Origin of the sequence: Burkholderia sp. lig30 (genome assembly GCF_000687455.2) — a bacterium.
Classification (GTDB): domain Bacteria; phylum Pseudomonadota; class Gammaproteobacteria; order Burkholderiales; family Burkholderiaceae; genus Burkholderia.
The window spans coordinates 93,503-109,841 of record NZ_JGVW01000087.1; the positions used below are offsets into that span (position 1 = coordinate 93,503).

Annotated in this window: 17 protein-coding genes; 14 read left to right on the top strand and 3 right to left on the bottom strand. The window is 68.9% G+C overall.

Annotation, left to right across the window (positions count from 1 at the left end; genetic code table 11):
- Nucleotides 1–3: 3 nt before the first annotated feature.
- The 13 genes from LIG30_RS17280 (at nt 4) to LIG30_RS17340 (ending at nt 11,623) form a co-directional block, all read left to right on the top strand.
- Nucleotides 4–1,185, top strand: coding sequence for an acyl-CoA dehydrogenase family protein (locus LIG30_RS17280; protein WP_038713854.1), 1,182 nt, complete (start codon nt 4–6; stop codon nt 1,183–1,185).
- Between the two features lie 14 nt (nt 1,186–1,199).
- Entirely contained in the window at nt 1,200–2,345 is a 1,146-nt protein-coding gene (locus tag LIG30_RS17285; protein ID WP_038713855.1) for an acyl-CoA dehydrogenase family protein, read from the top strand.
- 79 nt (nt 2,346–2,424) lie between these two features.
- Nucleotides 2,425–3,588 carry a thiolase domain-containing protein gene (locus tag LIG30_RS17290; RefSeq protein ID WP_038713857.1) on the top strand — a complete coding sequence of 388 codons (1,164 nt, stop codon included), beginning with the start codon at nt 2,425–2,427 and terminating at the stop codon, nt 3,586–3,588.
- Nucleotides 3,589–3,590: 2 nt separating this feature from the next.
- Complete coding sequence (locus tag LIG30_RS17295; RefSeq protein WP_083494076.1) at nt 3,591–4,046, top strand: Zn-ribbon domain-containing OB-fold protein; 456 nt, start codon at nt 3,591–3,593, stop codon at nt 4,044–4,046.
- 12 nt (nt 4,047–4,058) lie between these two features.
- Nucleotides 4,059–5,288, top strand: a complete 1,230-nt coding sequence (locus LIG30_RS17300) for a CaiB/BaiF CoA transferase family protein (RefSeq protein WP_051995073.1) — start codon at nt 4,059–4,061, stop codon at nt 5,286–5,288.
- Between the two features lie 37 nt (nt 5,289–5,325).
- The gene (locus tag LIG30_RS17305) at nt 5,326–6,324 is read left to right on the top strand and encodes a protocatechuate 3,4-dioxygenase (RefSeq protein ID WP_051995074.1); all 999 of its coding nucleotides are present in this window, start codon (nt 5,326–5,328) and stop codon (nt 6,322–6,324) included.
- Nucleotides 6,325–6,369: 45 nt separating this feature from the next.
- The gene (locus LIG30_RS17310; protein WP_038713861.1) at nt 6,370–7,023 is read left to right on the top strand and encodes an RraA family protein; all 654 of its coding nucleotides are present in this window, start codon (nt 6,370–6,372) and stop codon (nt 7,021–7,023) included.
- A gap of 32 nt (nt 7,024–7,055) precedes the next feature.
- Nucleotides 7,056–7,724: an RraA family protein gene (locus tag LIG30_RS17315; RefSeq protein WP_038713863.1), complete on the top strand. Its 669-nt coding sequence runs from the start codon at nt 7,056–7,058 to the stop codon at nt 7,722–7,724.
- Nucleotides 7,721–8,383 carry a 4-carboxy-4-hydroxy-2-oxoadipate aldolase/oxaloacetate decarboxylase gene (locus LIG30_RS17320; RefSeq protein ID WP_038713864.1) on the top strand — a complete coding sequence of 221 codons (663 nt, stop codon included), beginning with the start codon at nt 7,721–7,723 and terminating at the stop codon, nt 8,381–8,383. Before LIG30_RS17315 ends, LIG30_RS17320 begins: the two co-directional genes overlap by 4 nt.
- Nucleotides 8,384–8,390: 7 nt before the next feature.
- Complete coding sequence (locus tag LIG30_RS17325; RefSeq protein WP_038713866.1) at nt 8,391–9,170, top strand: enoyl-CoA hydratase/isomerase family protein; 780 nt, start codon at nt 8,391–8,393, stop codon at nt 9,168–9,170.
- Between the two features lie 71 nt (nt 9,171–9,241).
- A complete protein-coding gene (locus LIG30_RS17330) occupies nt 9,242–9,661 on the top strand; it encodes a PaaI family thioesterase (RefSeq protein ID WP_235510332.1) in 420 nt (139 codons plus the stop codon).
- A 142-nt stretch (nt 9,662–9,803) separates the two neighbouring features.
- Nucleotides 9,804–11,345 carry a methyl-accepting chemotaxis protein gene (locus tag LIG30_RS17335; RefSeq protein WP_038713984.1) on the top strand — a complete coding sequence of 514 codons (1,542 nt, stop codon included), beginning with the start codon at nt 9,804–9,806 and terminating at the stop codon, nt 11,343–11,345.
- 11 nt (nt 11,346–11,356) lie between these two features.
- The gene (locus LIG30_RS17340; RefSeq protein ID WP_051995075.1) at nt 11,357–11,623 is read left to right on the top strand and encodes a hypothetical protein; all 267 of its coding nucleotides are present in this window, start codon (nt 11,357–11,359) and stop codon (nt 11,621–11,623) included.
- Between the two features lie 160 nt (nt 11,624–11,783).
- Here the strand turns inward: LIG30_RS17340 and mdh are convergent, their stop codons facing one another.
- Nucleotides 11,784–12,956, bottom strand: coding sequence for an iron-dependent methanol dehydrogenase (gene mdh, locus LIG30_RS17345; protein WP_038713867.1), 1,173 nt, complete (start codon nt 12,954–12,956; stop codon nt 11,784–11,786).
- 389 nt (nt 12,957–13,345) lie between these two features.
- Here mdh and LIG30_RS17350 point away from each other — a divergent pair, with 389 nt between their 5' ends.
- Complete coding sequence (locus LIG30_RS17350) at nt 13,346–14,149, top strand: hypothetical protein (protein WP_051995076.1); 804 nt, start codon at nt 13,346–13,348, stop codon at nt 14,147–14,149.
- Nucleotides 14,150–14,255: 106 nt separating this feature from the next.
- On the opposite strand, the gene LIG30_RS17355 is transcribed toward LIG30_RS17350, so the two are convergent.
- A complete protein-coding gene (locus LIG30_RS17355; RefSeq protein WP_326973047.1) occupies nt 14,256–15,239 on the bottom strand; it encodes a helix-turn-helix transcriptional regulator in 984 nt (327 codons plus the stop codon).
- Nucleotides 15,240–15,867: 628 nt separating this feature from the next.
- Nucleotides 15,868–16,269, bottom strand: a complete 402-nt coding sequence (locus tag LIG30_RS26495) for a hypothetical protein (RefSeq protein ID WP_152986141.1) — start codon at nt 16,267–16,269, stop codon at nt 15,868–15,870.
- Between the last annotated feature and the right edge of the window lie 70 nt (nt 16,270–16,339).

Consider the following 16,339-nt stretch of genomic DNA (forward strand, 5'->3'; position numbering starts at 1 on the left):
GACATGAGACTCGAATTCTCCGCAGAAGATCAGGCGTTCCGCGCCGAGGTGCGCGCGTTCGTCACGCACAACCTGTCGCCCGCGCTCAAGCGCAAGGCCGAACTCGGCCTGCGTCTCGAACGCGACGATTACGTCGAGTGGTACACGCTGCTCCACGAACGCGGCTGGATCGCGCCGTCGTGGCCGAAGGAGGCGGGCGGCCCGGGCTGGACGCCGCTGCAGCGCTACATCTTCGACGAGGAAACGCTGGTCGGCGGCGCGCCGCGCATCATCGCGAGCGGCATCAACATGCTCGGCCCGGTGCTCAACGCGTTCGGCACGCCCGAACAGAAGGCGCGCTACGTGCCCGGCATCCTGCGCAGCGAAACCTGGTGGGCGCAGGGCTTCTCGGAGCCGGGCGCGGGCTCGGATCTCGCGAGCGTGCGGACCACGGCGGTGCGCGACGGCGACCATTTCGTCGTGAACGGCCACAAGGTCTGGACGTCGTACGCGCACTGGTGCGAGATGATGTTCGCGCTCGTGCGCACCGATCCGGACGCGAAACCGCAGGAAGGCATCTCGTTCCTGCTGATCGACATGAAATCGCCGGGCGTCGAAGTGCGTCCGATCCGCATGCTCGAAGGCGGCGCGGATCTCAACGAGGTGTATCTCGACAACGTGCGCGTGCCGGTCGAAAACCTCGTCGGCGAGGTGAACAAGGGCTGGTCGTACGGCAAGTACCTGCTCGGCCACGAGCGCACCGGCATCGCCGGGATCGGCTCGTGCAAGCAGCAGCTGGCGCGCGCGAAGGCGCTCGGCAGGCAGCAGGGGCTGGCCGGCGACCCGCTGTTCGAGGCGCGCGTGAGCCGCTTCGAGATCGAGCTGATGGCGCTTGAATTCACCGGCCTGCGCATGCTGAGCGAGAACCAGCAAAGCCGCGTGCCGGCCGTCGAGGCATCGATGCTGAAAGTACGCGGCACCGAGTTGCGCCAGTCAATTTATGCACTCCTCACCGAAATCGCCGGGCCGTACGCGGTGCCGTTCGACGAGGCGGCGCTGCTCGACCGGGCCGGCCACGAAGCGCCGAGCCCCGAGGCGCTTGTCGCGGTCGCGGCGAACTACTTCGACGCACGCAAGCTGTCGATCTACGGCGGGACCAACGAAGTGCAGCGCAATCTCATCAGCCGCGCACTCTTCACTGCTTGAGGCGGGACACGAACATGGATTTTTCTCTGACTGAAGATCACGTCGCGCTGCAGGACGCGGTACGCCGCTTCTGCGACGGCGAATATCCGGCGCACCAGCGCGGCAATGCCGAGGACGCCGCGCTCGCGGCCCGGCGCCGCCAGGGCCTCGCCGAACTCGGCGTGACCGGCCTCGCGATCGACCCGGACCACGGCGGCAGTGGCTGCGGCGCGGTCGAAACGATGCTGGTCGCGCAGCAGCTGGGCCGCGCGCTCGGCGGCGCGGGCTGGCTCGCGAGCGGCTTGCCCGCCGCCGCGCTGATCGGCACGGCCGGCAGCGTCGGGCAGCGTGCGCAATGGCTCGCAGCGGCCGCGAGCGGCGAGAAGGTGCTCGCGCTCGCCGTGGGCGAGGCCGACGCGCGCTACGACATCGCGCGTCTCGCGATGCCCGCCGCCGAGACCGGCGACGGCTGGCGCCTCGACGGCGCCAAGACGCTGGTGTTCGACGGCGGGATCGCCGACGGCTTCGTCGTCGCCGCGCGCACGTCGGGCCAGCGCGGCGACGCGCACGGGCTGTCGCTGTTCGTGGTCGACGCGAAGGCGGCCGGCGTCACGGTGCAGGCCTTCGCGACCATCGATGCGCGCGACGCCGCGCACGTCAGGTTCGACGGCGTGGCCGTGCGCCGCGCCGACCTGATCGGCGCGGTCGGCGAAGCGGGCGGGCTGATCGAGGCGGCGCTCGACCGCGCGAACGCCGCGCTGTGCGCGGAATCGGTCGGCGCGCTCGACGCGCTGCTCGAACTGACCGTCGAGCACCTCAAGACGCGTACGCAGTTCGGCGCGCCGCTCGCGAAATTCCAGGCGCTGCAGCACCGCATCGCCGACACGCTGATCGCGCTCGAGCAGAGCAAGTCGATGGCGTGTGCCGCCGCGATGGCGGTCGACGAGGACGACGCGCACCGGCGCAGCCGTTTCGTGTCGGCCGCGAAGGCGTTCATCGGCGACGCGTGCCGCACGGCCGGCGAATGGGCGATCCAGCTGCACGGCGCGATGGGCATGACCGAGGAGTGCCGCGCGGGCCACTACGCGAAGCGGATGTTCGCGATCAACATGACCTACGGCGACGCGACGCATCACCTGCAGCGCTTCACCGCGCAGCGTCTCTCCAAGGAGGTGGCATGAACAGCCCCCACGCCCACATTCGTTCGTTGCCCCCCAAGAGGGCGGCTGCCTTCCTTGGGACGGCCCGGCGGGAGGCAGCATGAGCCTGAACGGACAAGCGTACATCGTCGGCGCCTACGAGCACCCGACGCGCAAGGCCGACGACCTGTCCGTCGCGCGCCTGCATGCCGACGTCGCGAAGGGCGCGCTCGACGACGCGGGCCTGACCAAGGCCGACATCGACGGCTACTTCTGCGCGGGCGACGCGCCGGGCCTCGGCACCACGACGATCGCCGAATACCTCGGCCTCAAGCTGCGCCACGTCGACTCGACCGAGTGCGGCGGGTCCGCACCGATCCTGCACGTCGCGCATGCGGCCGAGGCGATCGCGGCGGGCCGCTGCAACGTCGCGCTGATCACGCTCGCGGGCCGTCCGCGCGCGGCCGGCGCGGCGCTGTCGCTGAAGGCGCCGGACCCGGACGCGCCCGACGTGCAGTTCGAGCTGCCGTTCGGCCCGGCCACGCAGAACCTGTACGGGATGGTCGCGAAGCGCCACATGCACGAGTACGGCACGACGAGTGAACAGCTCGCGTGGATCAAGGTGGCCGCGTCGCATCACGCGCAGCACAACCCGAACGCGATGCTGCGCAACGTCGTGACGGTGGAGGACGTCGTGAATTCGCCGATGGTCGCCGATCCGCTGCACCGCCTCGACTGCTGCGTGATGAGCGACGGCGGCGGCGCGCTGATCGTCGCGCGCCCCGAGATCGCGAAGCAGCTCAAGCGCCCGCTGGTCAAGGTGCGCGGCACCGGCGAAGCGCCAAAGCACGCGTCGGGCGGCCGGATCGACCTGACCTGGTCGGCCGCGAAGTGGTCGGGCGCGGCGGCGTTCGCGGAAGCGGGCGTGACGCCGGCCGACATCAAGTATGCGTCGCTCTACGACAGCTTCACGATCACCGTGCTGATGCAGCTCGAGGATCTCGGCTTCTGCCGGAAGGGCGACGGCGGCAGATTCGTGCAGGACGGCGGCCTGATCTCGGGCGTCGGCAAGCTGCCGTTCAACACCGACGGCGGCGGCCTGTGCAACAACCATCCGGCCAACCGCGGCGGCGTCACGAAGGTGATCGAGGCGGTGCGCCAGTTGCGCGGCGAAGCGCATCCCGCCGTGCAGGTGCAGAACTGCGATCTCGCGCTCGCGAACGGGATCGGCGGCGCGCTCGCGTCGCGCCATACCGCGGGCACGCTGATTCTCGAACGGGAGTAACGATGAGCACGACCAATCCGACTTCTGCCGCACCTGCCGCGCAGGACAGGGCCGCGAAGCCCGCCGCGCCGGCCGGCCCGCGCCGCATCCCCGCGCCGCGCGCGATGCCCGAGGCGCTGCCGTTCTGGGAGGCCGCGAAGGCAGGCCGCCTGCTCGTGAAGCGCTGCGCGGACTGCGGCGACACGCACTATTACCCGCGCGACATCTGTCCGCACTGCCTGAGCGCGAACACCGAATGGATCGAGTCGGCGGGCCGCGGCACGATCTACTCGTACAGCACGATGGGCAAGGACGACGCACGCTACACGCTCGCCTACGTGACGCTCGACGAGGGCGTGACGATGCTGACGAATCTCGTCGACTGCGATCCCGCCACGCTCGCGATCGGCCATCGCGTGCGGCTCGTGTTCAAGCCGAGTGACGGCGGCTATCCGGTTCCGATGTTCACGCCGGCCTGAGGGAGAGCGGACATGACCGTCGAATTCAACGCCAACCAGGCCGCAGACGCCCCGCGCCGGGGCGCGCTGTCGCGCTTCACGATCATCGATGCATCGCGCGTGCGCGCCGGCCCCACCGCGATGCGGCTGTTCGCCGACATGGGCGCGCGCGTGATCAAGATCGAGATCCCGCCCGGCGCGCCGGGCGGCGACGACATGATCGGCGGGCGCGACCACAACCGCGCCGATTACGAAAACCTGCACCGCAACAAGGAAAGCCTCACGCTGAACATGAAGGACCCCGCGGGCCGCGAGATCCTGCATGCGCTGGTCAGGCGCGCCGACGTGTTCATCGAGAACTTCCGTCCCGACGTGAAGGAGCGTCTCGGCATCGGCCCCGACGCGCTGCGCGCGATCAACCCGCGCCTCGTCTACGCGAGCATCTCGGGATTCGGCCAGGACGGCCCGTATGCGAAGTGGCCGGGTTTCGACTCGATCGCGCAGGGCATGGGCGGCCTGATGAGCGTGACCGGCAAGCCGGGCGAAGGCCCGATGCGGGTCGGCATCCCGATCGCCGACCTGTGCGCGGGCCACTTCTGCGCGATGGGGATCCTGACCGCGCTGCTCGAGCGCGACGCGTCGGGCGAGGGCCAGTGGGTGCAGACCTCGCTGCTCGAAGCGCAGGTCGCGATGCTCGATTTCCAGGCCGCGCAATGGCTGGTGGACAGGAAGGTGCCGCAGCAGGTCGGCAACGAGCATCCGCTCACGGTGCCGACCGGCGTGTTCCCGACCCGGGACGGTTACCTGAACCTCGCGGCGATCGGCCAGACGATGTGGACGCGCCTGTGCGACGCGCTCGGCCTCGCGCATCTCGCGCGCGCGCCGGGTTTCGACTCCGATCCGGCGCGCGTCGCGAATCGCGACGCGGTGAACCGGGCGATCGGCGAGGTGCTCGCGACGCGCAGCACGAAGGAATGGACCGACATCCTGATCGAGGTCGGCGTGCCGTGCGGGCCGATCTACCGGATCGACGAGGTGTTCGACGATCCGCAGGTCAGGCACCTCGGCATCGCATGGCCGGCCGAGCTGCCGGGCAAGGGCGAGGTCGCGTTCGTCGGCCAGCCGTTCCGGCTGTCGCGCTATCCGCGCGACGCGGCGCCGCGCCTCGCGCCGGAGCAGGGGCAGCACACGCAGGCGATCCTGCAGGAGCTCGGCTACGCAGACGAGCAGATCGAGCAATGGCGCGCGGCATTCGTGGTCTGAGCGCCGCGCAACCGACAACACAACGGAAGGAGACGACATGGCAAGGTTGGTAGCCGCATTTGGCTCGTCGCACAGCATCATGCTGGTGTCGCAGCGCGAGGACTGGCAGCACGGGTTCCGCGAGGTCGACCCGAAGAACCCGTACTACTTCGACCAGGCGGGCGAGCCCGTCACGTATGACGAACTGCTCCGGCGCGCGCCGGCGCACGCCGATGCGATGGTCACGCCCGACAGGATGGGCGAGCGTTACGACGCGGCCGAGGCCGCAATGGACGAGCTGCGCGAGCGCATCCGCGCCGCGAAGCTCGACGTGCTGCTCGTCGTCGGCGACGACCAGACCGAGCTGTTTCGCACCACCAACAACCCGGCGTTCGCGATCTACTACGGCGACACGATCCGCAACGCGAAGCGCGAGACGGGCCCGAACGACAGCTGGTATGCGCGTGCGCGCACGATGCGCCAGGAGCCCGACGGCGACGTGCACTATCCGGTCAGGTCCGACATGGCGCACTGGCTGATCCGCGAACTGTGCGACCGCGACTTCGACATCGCCGCGATGGACGGGCTCGAGCGCGGCCAGTTCGAGGGCCACGCGTTCTCGTTCATCCACCGCCGCTACCTGCAGGGGCTCGACCTGCCGGTCATCCCGGTGATCGTGAACACCTTCGATCCGCCGAACCAGCCGACGCCGCGCCGCTGCGTGCAGCTCGGCGCCGCGCTGCGCGAGCTGATCGAGGCCTATCCGGAAGACCTGCGGGTCGGCGTGCTCGCGTCGGGCGGCCTGTCGCACTTCGTGGTCGACGAGGCACTCGACACCGGCATCATCGACGCGATCCGCCGCAAGGACAGCGCGTGGCTTGCCGCGCTCGACCCGAAGCAGCTTCAGGCGGGCAGCTCCGAGATCCGCAACTGGATCATCACGGTGGAGGCGGTCAAGTCGCTCGATCTCGACTGGGTGTCGTACACGCCGGGCTACCGCAGCCCCGCGCTGACCGGCACCGGGCTGTGCTTCGCCGCGTGGCGCACGCTCGCATGACCCGGCCGCGCATCGCATCGAAACAATCCAGCGGAGACAACCATCATGGCTGACCAAAACGTACAGCGCCTGCGCCGGCTCGACTGCTGCGCCGTGTCGGACGCGCTCGACAAGCTCAAACTGCCCGGCGTCGTGAGCGGCCTGCCGCAGCGCTCCGGCGCGGGCCGCATCGCGGGCCGCGCGATCACCGTCAAGCTCGGCACCGGCGATGCGCCGCCGGGGCCGCCCGTGCACCTCGGCTGCACCGCGATCGAACAGGCCGACGGCGACACCGTGATCGTGGTCGAGCAGCGCAGCGGCGTCGACGCCGGCTGCTGGGGCGGGCTGCTGTCGCTCGCCGCGAAGGTGCGCGGCGTCGCGGGCGTGGTGGCCGACGGCCCGGTGCGCGACATCGACGAGGCGGTCGCCTACGAACTGCCGGTGTTCAGCCGCGCGACCACCGCCCGCACCGCGCGCGGCCGGGTGGTCGAGAAGGGCACCAACGTGCCGGTGCAGATCGGCGAGGTGGTGGTGGAGGCCGGCGACTACGTCGTGGCCGACAACAGCGCCGTGATCGCGATCCGCGCGGCCGATATCGAGCGCGTGCTCGACGCCGCCGAGACGATCGTCGCGAAGGAGGCCGCGATGGCCAAGGCGATCCTGTCCGGCAAGCCGGTCGGCAGCGTGATGGGCGGCAACTACGAACACATGCTCACGTGAGCGCATTCGCAATCCACGAGGACACATACACCATGACGACGAACGACAACCGCAACGTCGAACGCGCGGCGAAGCTCGACACGGCCACGCTGTCGGACGCGCTCGACAAGCTCGGCATCAACGGCCAGTGCTACCGGATCAAGCCGCGCAGCATGGACTTCCGGCTCGCGGGCCGCGCGTACACGCTGAAGTACGGTCCGGCGTCGAACCCGCCCGGCACCGTCGGCGACTATATCGACGACGTGCCGCCCGGCGCGGTCGTCGTGCTCGACAACGGCGGCCGCGAGGACGCGACCGTGTGGGGCGACATCCTGACCGAGATCGCGCACCGCCGCGGCGTGGGCGGCACCGTGATCAACGGCGTGTGCCGCGACGTCGCGCTGTGCCTGAAGCTCGGCTACCCGGTGTTCAGCCGCGATCACTGGATGCGCACCGGCAAGGACCGCGTGCAGGTCGACGCGACCAACGTGCCGGTCAACATCGGCGACGCGCGCGTGCAGCCCGGCGACATCCTGCGCGGCGACGCCGACGGCGTGATCGTGATTCCGCGCGAGCACGAAGACGCGGTGCTCGACGCGGCCGAGACCATCCACCACGCGGAGGAGGCGATCCGCGATGCATGCCGCAGCGGCATGCGCCTGGACGACGCGCGCAGGCAGTTCAAGTACCACCAGCTGCAGACCCGGGAGACGCAGGCATGAGAGAGCACGATTCGGCGACCACCATCCGCACCGGGATCGTGCGGGTCGACGCGTGCGTGGTCGACGCCGCGCGCACGCTGCCCACCGCCACGCTGCACGAGGCCGGCGGCAAGATCGGCGCGCTGCCGGCTGCGATCAAGCCCGTCGCGCCGGGCTTCAGGATTTGCGGCACCGCGGTGACCGTGCATTCGCCCGGCGGCGACAACCTGTGGCTGCACCGCGCGCTCGTCGTCGCGCAGCCGGGCGACGTGCTCGTGGTCTATACGAACGGCGTCTACGAGCACGGCTACTGGGGCGAGATCATGACGACCGCGGCGCGTGCCCGCGGCCTTGCCGGTCTCGTGATCGATGGCGGCGTGCGCGACGCGGACCTGCTCGAGGAGATCGGTTTTCCGGTGTTCTCGCGCGGCCTGTCGATCCGCGGCACGGGCAAGGATTACGGCGCGATCGGCTGGATCAACGCGCCGGTGATGATCGGCAACGTGACGATCGGCGCGGGCGACCTGATCGTCGCGGACCGCGACGGCGTGGTCGCGATCCCGCGCGTGCGCGCCGCGGAGGTGGTCGAGAAGGCCGCGCGGCGCGAGGCCGACGAGGCGGCGATCTGCACGCGCATCGAAGCCGGCGAGACTACCATGCAGATTTACGATTTCCACTGAGCCGACGATGACCTCGACACCCGCCACCCACTCGCCCGGCTTCGCGCCGGAACTCGCCGTCGCCGGCCGGATCGCGACGATCACGCTGCGCCGCCCCGAGATCGCGAACCGGCTCGAACCGGACGACCTCGACACGCTGCGCGGCTTCATTCGCGACGTGAACGCGCGGCCCGACGTGCTGGTGCTGCAGCTCTGCGCGGAAGGCCGGCACTTCTGTGCGGGGTTCAACATCGGCAGTCTCGCGGACGGCGGCGCGGGCGCGCGCTTCGAAGCGCTCGCGAACGAGCTGGAGCACGCGCGCCCGGTGACGATCGCCGCGATCAACGGCGGGGTATACGGCGGCGCGACCGATCTGGCGCTCGCGTGCGACTTCCGCATCGGCGTCGACACGAGCGAGATGTTCGTGCCGGCCGCGCGGCTCGGCCTGCTGTTCTACCGGGGCGGGCTGCAGCGCTACGTGTCGCGGCTCGGGCTGGGCGTCGCGAAGCGGCTGCTGCTGACGGCCGCGACCTTCGACGCCGCGCAGATGCAGGCCTGCGGCTTCCTCGACGCGGTGGTCGCGCCGGCAGACCTGCGCGCGGAGGTGGAACGGTGGGGCAGCGAGCTGGCCGGCATGGCGCCGCTCGCGCTGCTCGGCATGAAGAAGCACCTGAACCGCATCGCTTGCGGCGCGCTCGACGAGCACGAGTATCAGCGCGACGTCGCGCGCGCGGACGCGTCGCACGACCTGCGCGAAGGCACGCGCGCGTGGAAGGAGAAACGCAGGCCGGTGTTCCTGGGCGAATAGTCCGCATCGCGGACGACGGCCGTGACGCGCGGGAACCCGTCGCGGCCCCGACTTGCATGGAGAAGATCAACGTGAAGATTGACGACGGCCAGCTTCGGGAGCGGCTCTTCGGCGCGGGCGGATCGCTGCCCCCCGTCACGTCGACGCTCGGCGGGAAGATCGTGTCGCTGCGGGAGGGCGCGCTCGAATCCGAGTACGTCGGCACGCCGGCGTTCATGAATCCGGCAGGGCATGTGCAGGGCGGCATCCTGTCGGCGATGCTCGACGACGTGACCGCGTTGCTCGTCACGACGACCCTGGCGGAAGGCGAGCGCTGCGCGACGCTCAGCCTGAACACGTCGTTCCTGCGGCCGGCGCTGCCCGGCGCGCTGCTCGGCAAGTCCACGCTCGTTCGCAGGGGACGCGGCGTGTGCAACGTGAACGGCGAGCTGTGGCAGGGCGACCGGCTCGTGGCGACCGCGTCGGCGGTCTGCATGATCGTCGCGGCGTGACGCCGGGGCGGTCCGGCGAATCGCGCCGGGCCGCATCGAGGACGGCTCCGGCCGAATTCCCGAATCCGTCGTGCTGCTGCGTCCGGAGCCTTCGAATCCGCTCGAATCCGATTAACCCCTCTCGCCGTTTGTACGTATGAAAATGACGTTGAACCGCAAGCTCGGCTCCATGATCGCGGTACTGTGGATCGGCCTCGTGCTGATCGGCGCATTCGGCGCATGGCAGACACGCTCGAGCATGCTCGCCGGCCGCCGCGCGCAGCTCGCCGCGCTCGTGCAGCAGGCGTACAGCATCGCCGACCACTTCCACGGGCTCGCGCAACAGGGCAGGCTGAGCGATGCGGACGCCCGCGCGCAGGCGCTCGCCGTGCTCGCCGATTTGCGCTACGGCACGGATGGCTACGTGGCGATCAACGACTCGCGCTCCGTGATCGTCATGAACCCGTTCCTGCCGAAGATGAACGGCAAGGACGCGAGCGGAATGAAGGACCGGGAAGGCAATCCGATCTTTCCGAAACTGGTCGAGGCCGGCAATCGGCCGGGCGGCGGCTTTGCGGTGTTCCTCGGGCGCAAGCCGGGCAGCGACGTTCGCGCGGACAAGGCGAACTACGTGATGCGCTTCGCGCCGTGGGACTGGTACATCGCGACGGGCGTGTACATGGACGACGTCGAACACGTGTTCCATGCGAACCTGCTCCGCTGGCTGGTCGTCACGACGATACTCGGTGCCGGATCGACGCTGGTCATGCGGTTCGTGCTGCGAAGCATCCGCCATGCGCTCGGCGGCGAAATGGAGATCGCGGTCGAAGCGGCCCGGCGCATGTCCGGGGGCAACCTCGCGGCGAACGTGCCGGCGAGCGACCGCACGCGGCCGAGCCTGATGCTCGCGCTCGAGACGATGCGCAACGGCATGGTCGAGATGGTGTCGCGCGTGCACGCCGGCGCGGAGAACATCAACGTCGGCGCGCACGAGATCGCGTCCGGCAATTCGGACCTGTCGCATCGCACGGAGAAGCAGGCGGCCGCGCTGGTGCAGACCGCGTCGAGCATGGACGAGATGACCGCCAACGTGAAGCACAACGCCGAAAGCGCCGAATACGCGGCCCGGCTCGCGAGCGAGGCCGCCGACGTCGCGACGCGCGGCAGCCAGGTGGTCGGCGGGGTGGTGCGGACGATGGGCGAGATCACCAGCAGCTCCCGGCAGATCGGCAACATCATCGGCGTGATCGACGGCATCGCGTTCCAGACCAACATCCTCGCGTTGAACGCGGCGGTCGAGGCCGCGCGCGCGGGCGAGAAGGGGCGGGGCTTCGCGGTGGTCGCAGCGGAGGTGCGCAGCCTCGCGCAGCGCTCGGCGGTGGCGGCGACGGACATCCGGGCGTTGATCGACGCGTCGGCGCAGGCAGTCGAGGCCGGCGCGGCGCAGGTGTCGAACGCGGGCACGACGATGGGCGACATCGTGCGCTCGGTGACCCGCGTTCACGCGATCCTGGACGAGATCAGCCGTGCGTCGCGCGAGCAGAGCGCGGGGATCGAGCAGGTGAACCGCGCGGTCGGCGAGATGGATCAGGTGACGCAGCAGAACGCGGCGCTGGTCGAACAGGCCACGGCCGCCGCGCACTCGCTGCGCGATCAGGTCGCCAGCCTGCGCGACGCGATCGAGCATTTCACGCTACCCGCGTAGCCCGATCGCGCATGGCCGCCGTTCTCGAATTTCAGGCAGACGTGGCGCCCATCGTCCAGGCGCGCATCGACGCCGCGGCGACGGCGAATGCGGAAGATGCATCGGTCTGGCGATGGTTCGCGGCGCTGCTCGAAGACCGGCGCATCCGCTGGCGCTTCGCGTTCGACAACTGGGTCGTGCATGTCGACCGCAAGCACGTCGCGACCGAGCGCAGCTTCTATGAGGCGATCCGGTCCGCGAAGCGCGAATCCGAAGGGCTCGGGGTGGGTGTGCTGTAAAGCGGTAACGCTCGCCGTCACGTGAACGCCGCGGGTTCCGCTATCCGCGCCGTCGAGACGACGCTGGCGGGAAAAATGGAAATACACGCCGGCCCGGCGCGATGCGGGCCGGGCCGGCGTGAGCGCCCCTCCGGCGAAGCCGGGGCGGGCGCGAAACGGCTTACATCGCCGCGCGGAAGATCTCGATCACTTGCGCGAGCGTCGCCTTGCGCGGGTTCGTCAGCATGCACGCATCCTTCTGCGCGTTGTGCGCCATGACTTCGTGGTCGTCCGCCTTGACGCCGAGGCCGGCGAGGCCCGCCGGGATGCCGATCGAAGCGGACAGCTCGCGAATCGCGTCGATCGCGGCACGGGCCGCGTCATTGGTGCTCGATCCGGCCGTGTTGACGCCCAGCAGCTTCGCGATCGTGGCGAAGCGGTCGGGCGCGGCGATGCGGTTGAACTCGCACACGTGCGGCAGCAGGATCGCGTTGCAGACCCCGTGCGGCAGGTTGTAGAAGCCGCCGAGCTGATGCGCCATCGCGTGCACGTAGCCGAGCGACGCGTTGTTGAACGCCATCCCGGCCAGATATTGCGCGTAGCACATGGCCGCGCGGGCCTCCATCGATTCGCCGTTCGCCACCGCGCGCGGCAGCCATTCGCCGATCAGCGCGATCGCCTTTTCGGCGCATGCGTCGGTGATCGGCGTGGCGGCCGTGGACACGTAGGCCTCGACGGCATGGGTCAGCGCGTCCATGCCGGTCGCGGCGGTCAGCGCGGGCGGCATCGCGACCATCAGGCGCGGATCGTCGATCGCGATCAACGGCGTGCAGCGCCAGTCGACGATCGCCATTTTCACGTGGTTGCTGGAGTTGGTGATGATGCAGAAGCGCGTCATCTCCGCGGCGGTGCCCGCGGTCGTATTGATCGAGATCAGCGGCGTCATCGGCACGCTGGAGCGGTCGATGCCCTCGTAGTCGCGGATATGCCCGCCGCCGGCCGTGACGAGGCCGATACCCTTCGCGCAGTCGTGCGACGAGCCGCCGCCCAGCGACACGATGAAGTCGCAGCCCTCCTGCTCGTACATCTTGACGCCGTCATGGACGTTGACGTCGGTCGGGTTGGGTTCCGCGCCGGCATAAATCACGGCCTGCAGGCCCGCCTCGCGGATATAGCCGGCGATGATCCCGGAGAGCCCCATCTTGTGCAGGCCGGCGTCGGTGACGATCAGCGCCTTTTTCGCGCCCAGCGCCTTGGCGCGCGTGCCGGTCTCGCGGGCGCAGCCGGGGCCGATGAGGGTCACGCAGGGAATGAAGAAGCTGTCGGTGCGATCAGCAATGTTGTGGTAGCCCATTTCGTCTCCTAGATTGTGATGGTTTGCCGGCATGCGATAAGTGCCGCCGTCTACACCTGAGCACGAACCGTACCAGTGTTATGTGTGAAGAATTTCGTGCCGGCGGGCGGCCTTGACGCGTGCAGGATGCGTTTTAATTGAGCAGGCGTGTTCAGGCGGCGGTGTTCAGTTTTTGAACGTTCGCGCGGCGGCGCGCGGGGCGCAGGCGGAATCGATGCGCGCGCGCCGATGCGTTCGGCCGCGCGCCTCACATGACGAAAGGAACGCCACTCGCCGGGCCGATGCGCGGCGGGCCGACACGCAGGGTCGCGGAATCGGGGACGACAGGGACGCGATTCGTCCCGAACGCTTCGCATACTGCACGCGTGATGTCAGAACAGGAGTGCGGAATGAATGAAAGCATCGGGATCGACCTCGGCTTCGACTATCGGCTGGGGCAGCACGACGCATCGGCGCTGAATGCGAAGGTCATGCGCGTCTGCTTGCGTCTGTGGGGAATCGACGAGCGCGCGGCGGCGGCCTGGCTGGCCGATCTGCCGACGCTCGGCGGGCGGGTCTCGTGGGAGATCGCGCGCGAGCCGGAAGCGGGGCGGGCCGATCTGATGATTCACCTCGTCAAGCCGTCCAGACCCGCGTCGGGCGCGTTCTGCTGGAACGGCGTGGGCGCGAACGAAGCGATCCGGCGCGGGAGCGCGGCGGGCACGCCGCAGATCGCGCTGTTTTCCGGCAAGGCGAGCCGGCTGCCGGCGTTCCGCTCGGGCTGCTGGATCTCGGCGGGCGTGCGGCCGATGGAGCATGCGCTCGGCATGCTCGCGCACGCGCTCGTCATTCCGCAGATCCTGCGTGACGATGCCGGGACGCGGGCGCGGCAATGCCTGTCGCCGCTGCGCGTGCTGACGGACGCCGACTCGAGCTGCCTGCTGATTTACCATCGCGCGCCGTCGTCGGCGGCGCTGCATCAGCAGATCGACGCATTGATGGCCGACGCGCGCCGGTTCGCCGTGACCCAGCCCCTTGCCGTCACGATTTCCGAGCTGCGGAACGTGCAGGACGCCGGTTCGGCGACGCACTCCGGTCGGGAGCCCTGGGAGGCGATGACCGTCGCGCACAGCCTCGCCTTCACCGGGCGATCGGGCGCGCATGCCTTCATCGTGCTGGCGTTTCCGTGGCTGGCGGCCGGGCTGAACGGATAACGCGATGCGCGCCACACCGCTATCGGCGGGCGCGGCGCGATTGCCGGGCGTGCGCGTCAGTGCGCGCTCGGCGCGATGAATTGCGTCGTGCGCGCGGGTTGCGCGCTCAACCGCCGTACCGTTGCGCGAGCTGGCGGTATTCCTCCGCGAACTCCGCCCGCAGATCGGCCGGCGCCATCACTTCGACGCCCGTGCCCAGCGAGCGCAGCCACCAACGCAGCTTCAGGCTCGGCACGACGGTTCCGGACACCATCATGCGCCCGTCGGGCATGCTGGCGATGTCCTGGTCGGTGGCCATCGGCGACTCGCGCAGGCGGTTGCCGGTCGGTTCGTCGCACGCGAGTTCGAGCCGGACCGGCGCGTCGGTCAGGAAATCGAGCTCGCGCCGGGTGTGAACGTAGTCGCGCAGCGTGAAGTCCTTCGGATAGTCGAACTGCTTGCCGGACTCGGCGACGCTGACGATGCGGTCGAGCCGGTACAACGTGCGCAGCGGCTCGGTCTGGCCCTTGGCCGGGTTCGGCGTGCGGCTCGGGTCCTGCGCGACCAGATACATCACGCCGGTGGACTCGACGAGCGCGAGCGGCCAGAGCGGCTTGGCCCGCGGCACGCCCTGCTGCTCGCCGCGATAGGCGGCGCGGTACTGGACCAGCAATTCGCGTTCGAAGAAGGTGGCGGTCGCCACCGTCTTGAACGTCTCGGGCTTCAACGCGGGGCGATGGAGCTGGAACACACCGTCGACCGATGCGATTTTCTCCGGCCACGCGCGGTAGACGCGGTTGTCGGCCTTCTCCTGCGACAGGCGGACCTGTGCGGCCTCGAACAGCGGCGTGATGTCCTGCGTGACGGCTTCCGGCAGCTTGTTCCCCGCGAAACGCTGAAGGATGTGGAACGCCACGGCCTCCGAGGCGCTCATCAGCCCCCCGATGCCTGCGATCCAGGGCCGGCGCTGCCAGGACAGATTGCGGCCGTCCTCCCGGGAAATGACGAGGTTGTCGCGCTCCAGTGCATTCAGCCGCCGCAGGACGATCTTCGGGTAGTCGACCTGGTGCCCGCGCTGCTGCAACAGCGCGCGGGCGTCCGACGTTGACATCCAGGGGGCGGCATCCCGTTCGCAGGGAAGGATCTTGAGCAGCGCTTCATCCAGCGGTGATGGCATCTTGATCGAAACGGTAAGGTAAGAAGAGAGGGAAGGAGGGGCACGTGGCCCATGCGCTTCGCGATTATAGAAATAATCGGGACAGGACGTGTTCGAGGCGATGGTTGCGCCCGCATCGATGCGGGCTTGTTGACGGCGTATCCGGCGACGCGCCGCTCCGGGCGGCGGCGGATTATCCGGTGCATGAAAACACAGGTGGTGTGCGGAATGGCGGGGGTTTCGATTGTTTTCAGTCGGTTTAACGTTTGCGATAACGTTGCCATTATCAGGTCGCCTGCAGATAATATGAATTTTTAAATCTGGTTAAATCGGCTTTATCCGATCGATCGGGCGGATTGAGCGGCGCGCGGATTATCGTGGATTTTCGCCGCATTGCCCGTTTCATGCGAACGGCCGAATCCGGTGCGCGATAACGTTTGCGCGCGGCACTGCTGGTCGTAATGGCACCATTCAGCGCCGCAGCCCTTGCGTGGTCAGACCCTGCGGGCGCGTCACGCGTCGCTTTGCAAGGGCGTCGGACCGGTGTGGTCGCGGCACAACAGCGCGCCGATCGGTCTCCCTGTCATGCGGCGGGAAGCCGGCTGCCCGTCCCGCCGCGCAGCCGCGCGCCGACGACCGCACGAACGATGGCGCGGCGCTGACCTTGATCAGATTTAACACTCAATTTACTCAGGAACGCGCCGCGAATGCTGTACGATGTGACCCGCTCACGCGAGCATGCCAAACCGGCGCGCCCGCAACAGGATCGCCGCCAAAGCGTATTTTCCAGCGTGGTGTTCGATATTCTGTACGAGCGGTATGTCATTCGCGTTGCAGTGAAGATCGCGTAATTCATACACCCGATTCGCATCGATCTGAATTTTTTGACCGACTGCGGCGTATCTGCCGCGCGCTTGCAAATCGGGACTAGTTTCAAAATAATTTCGAGATAGTGGGGGGCAGCATCCTGCATGCCGGCGGGCATTTCGCTTGTCCGGCGCTCCGCGAGGTGCATGAAGGGCGCCATTGTTTCAATAAATAACAGACCAGAAAGC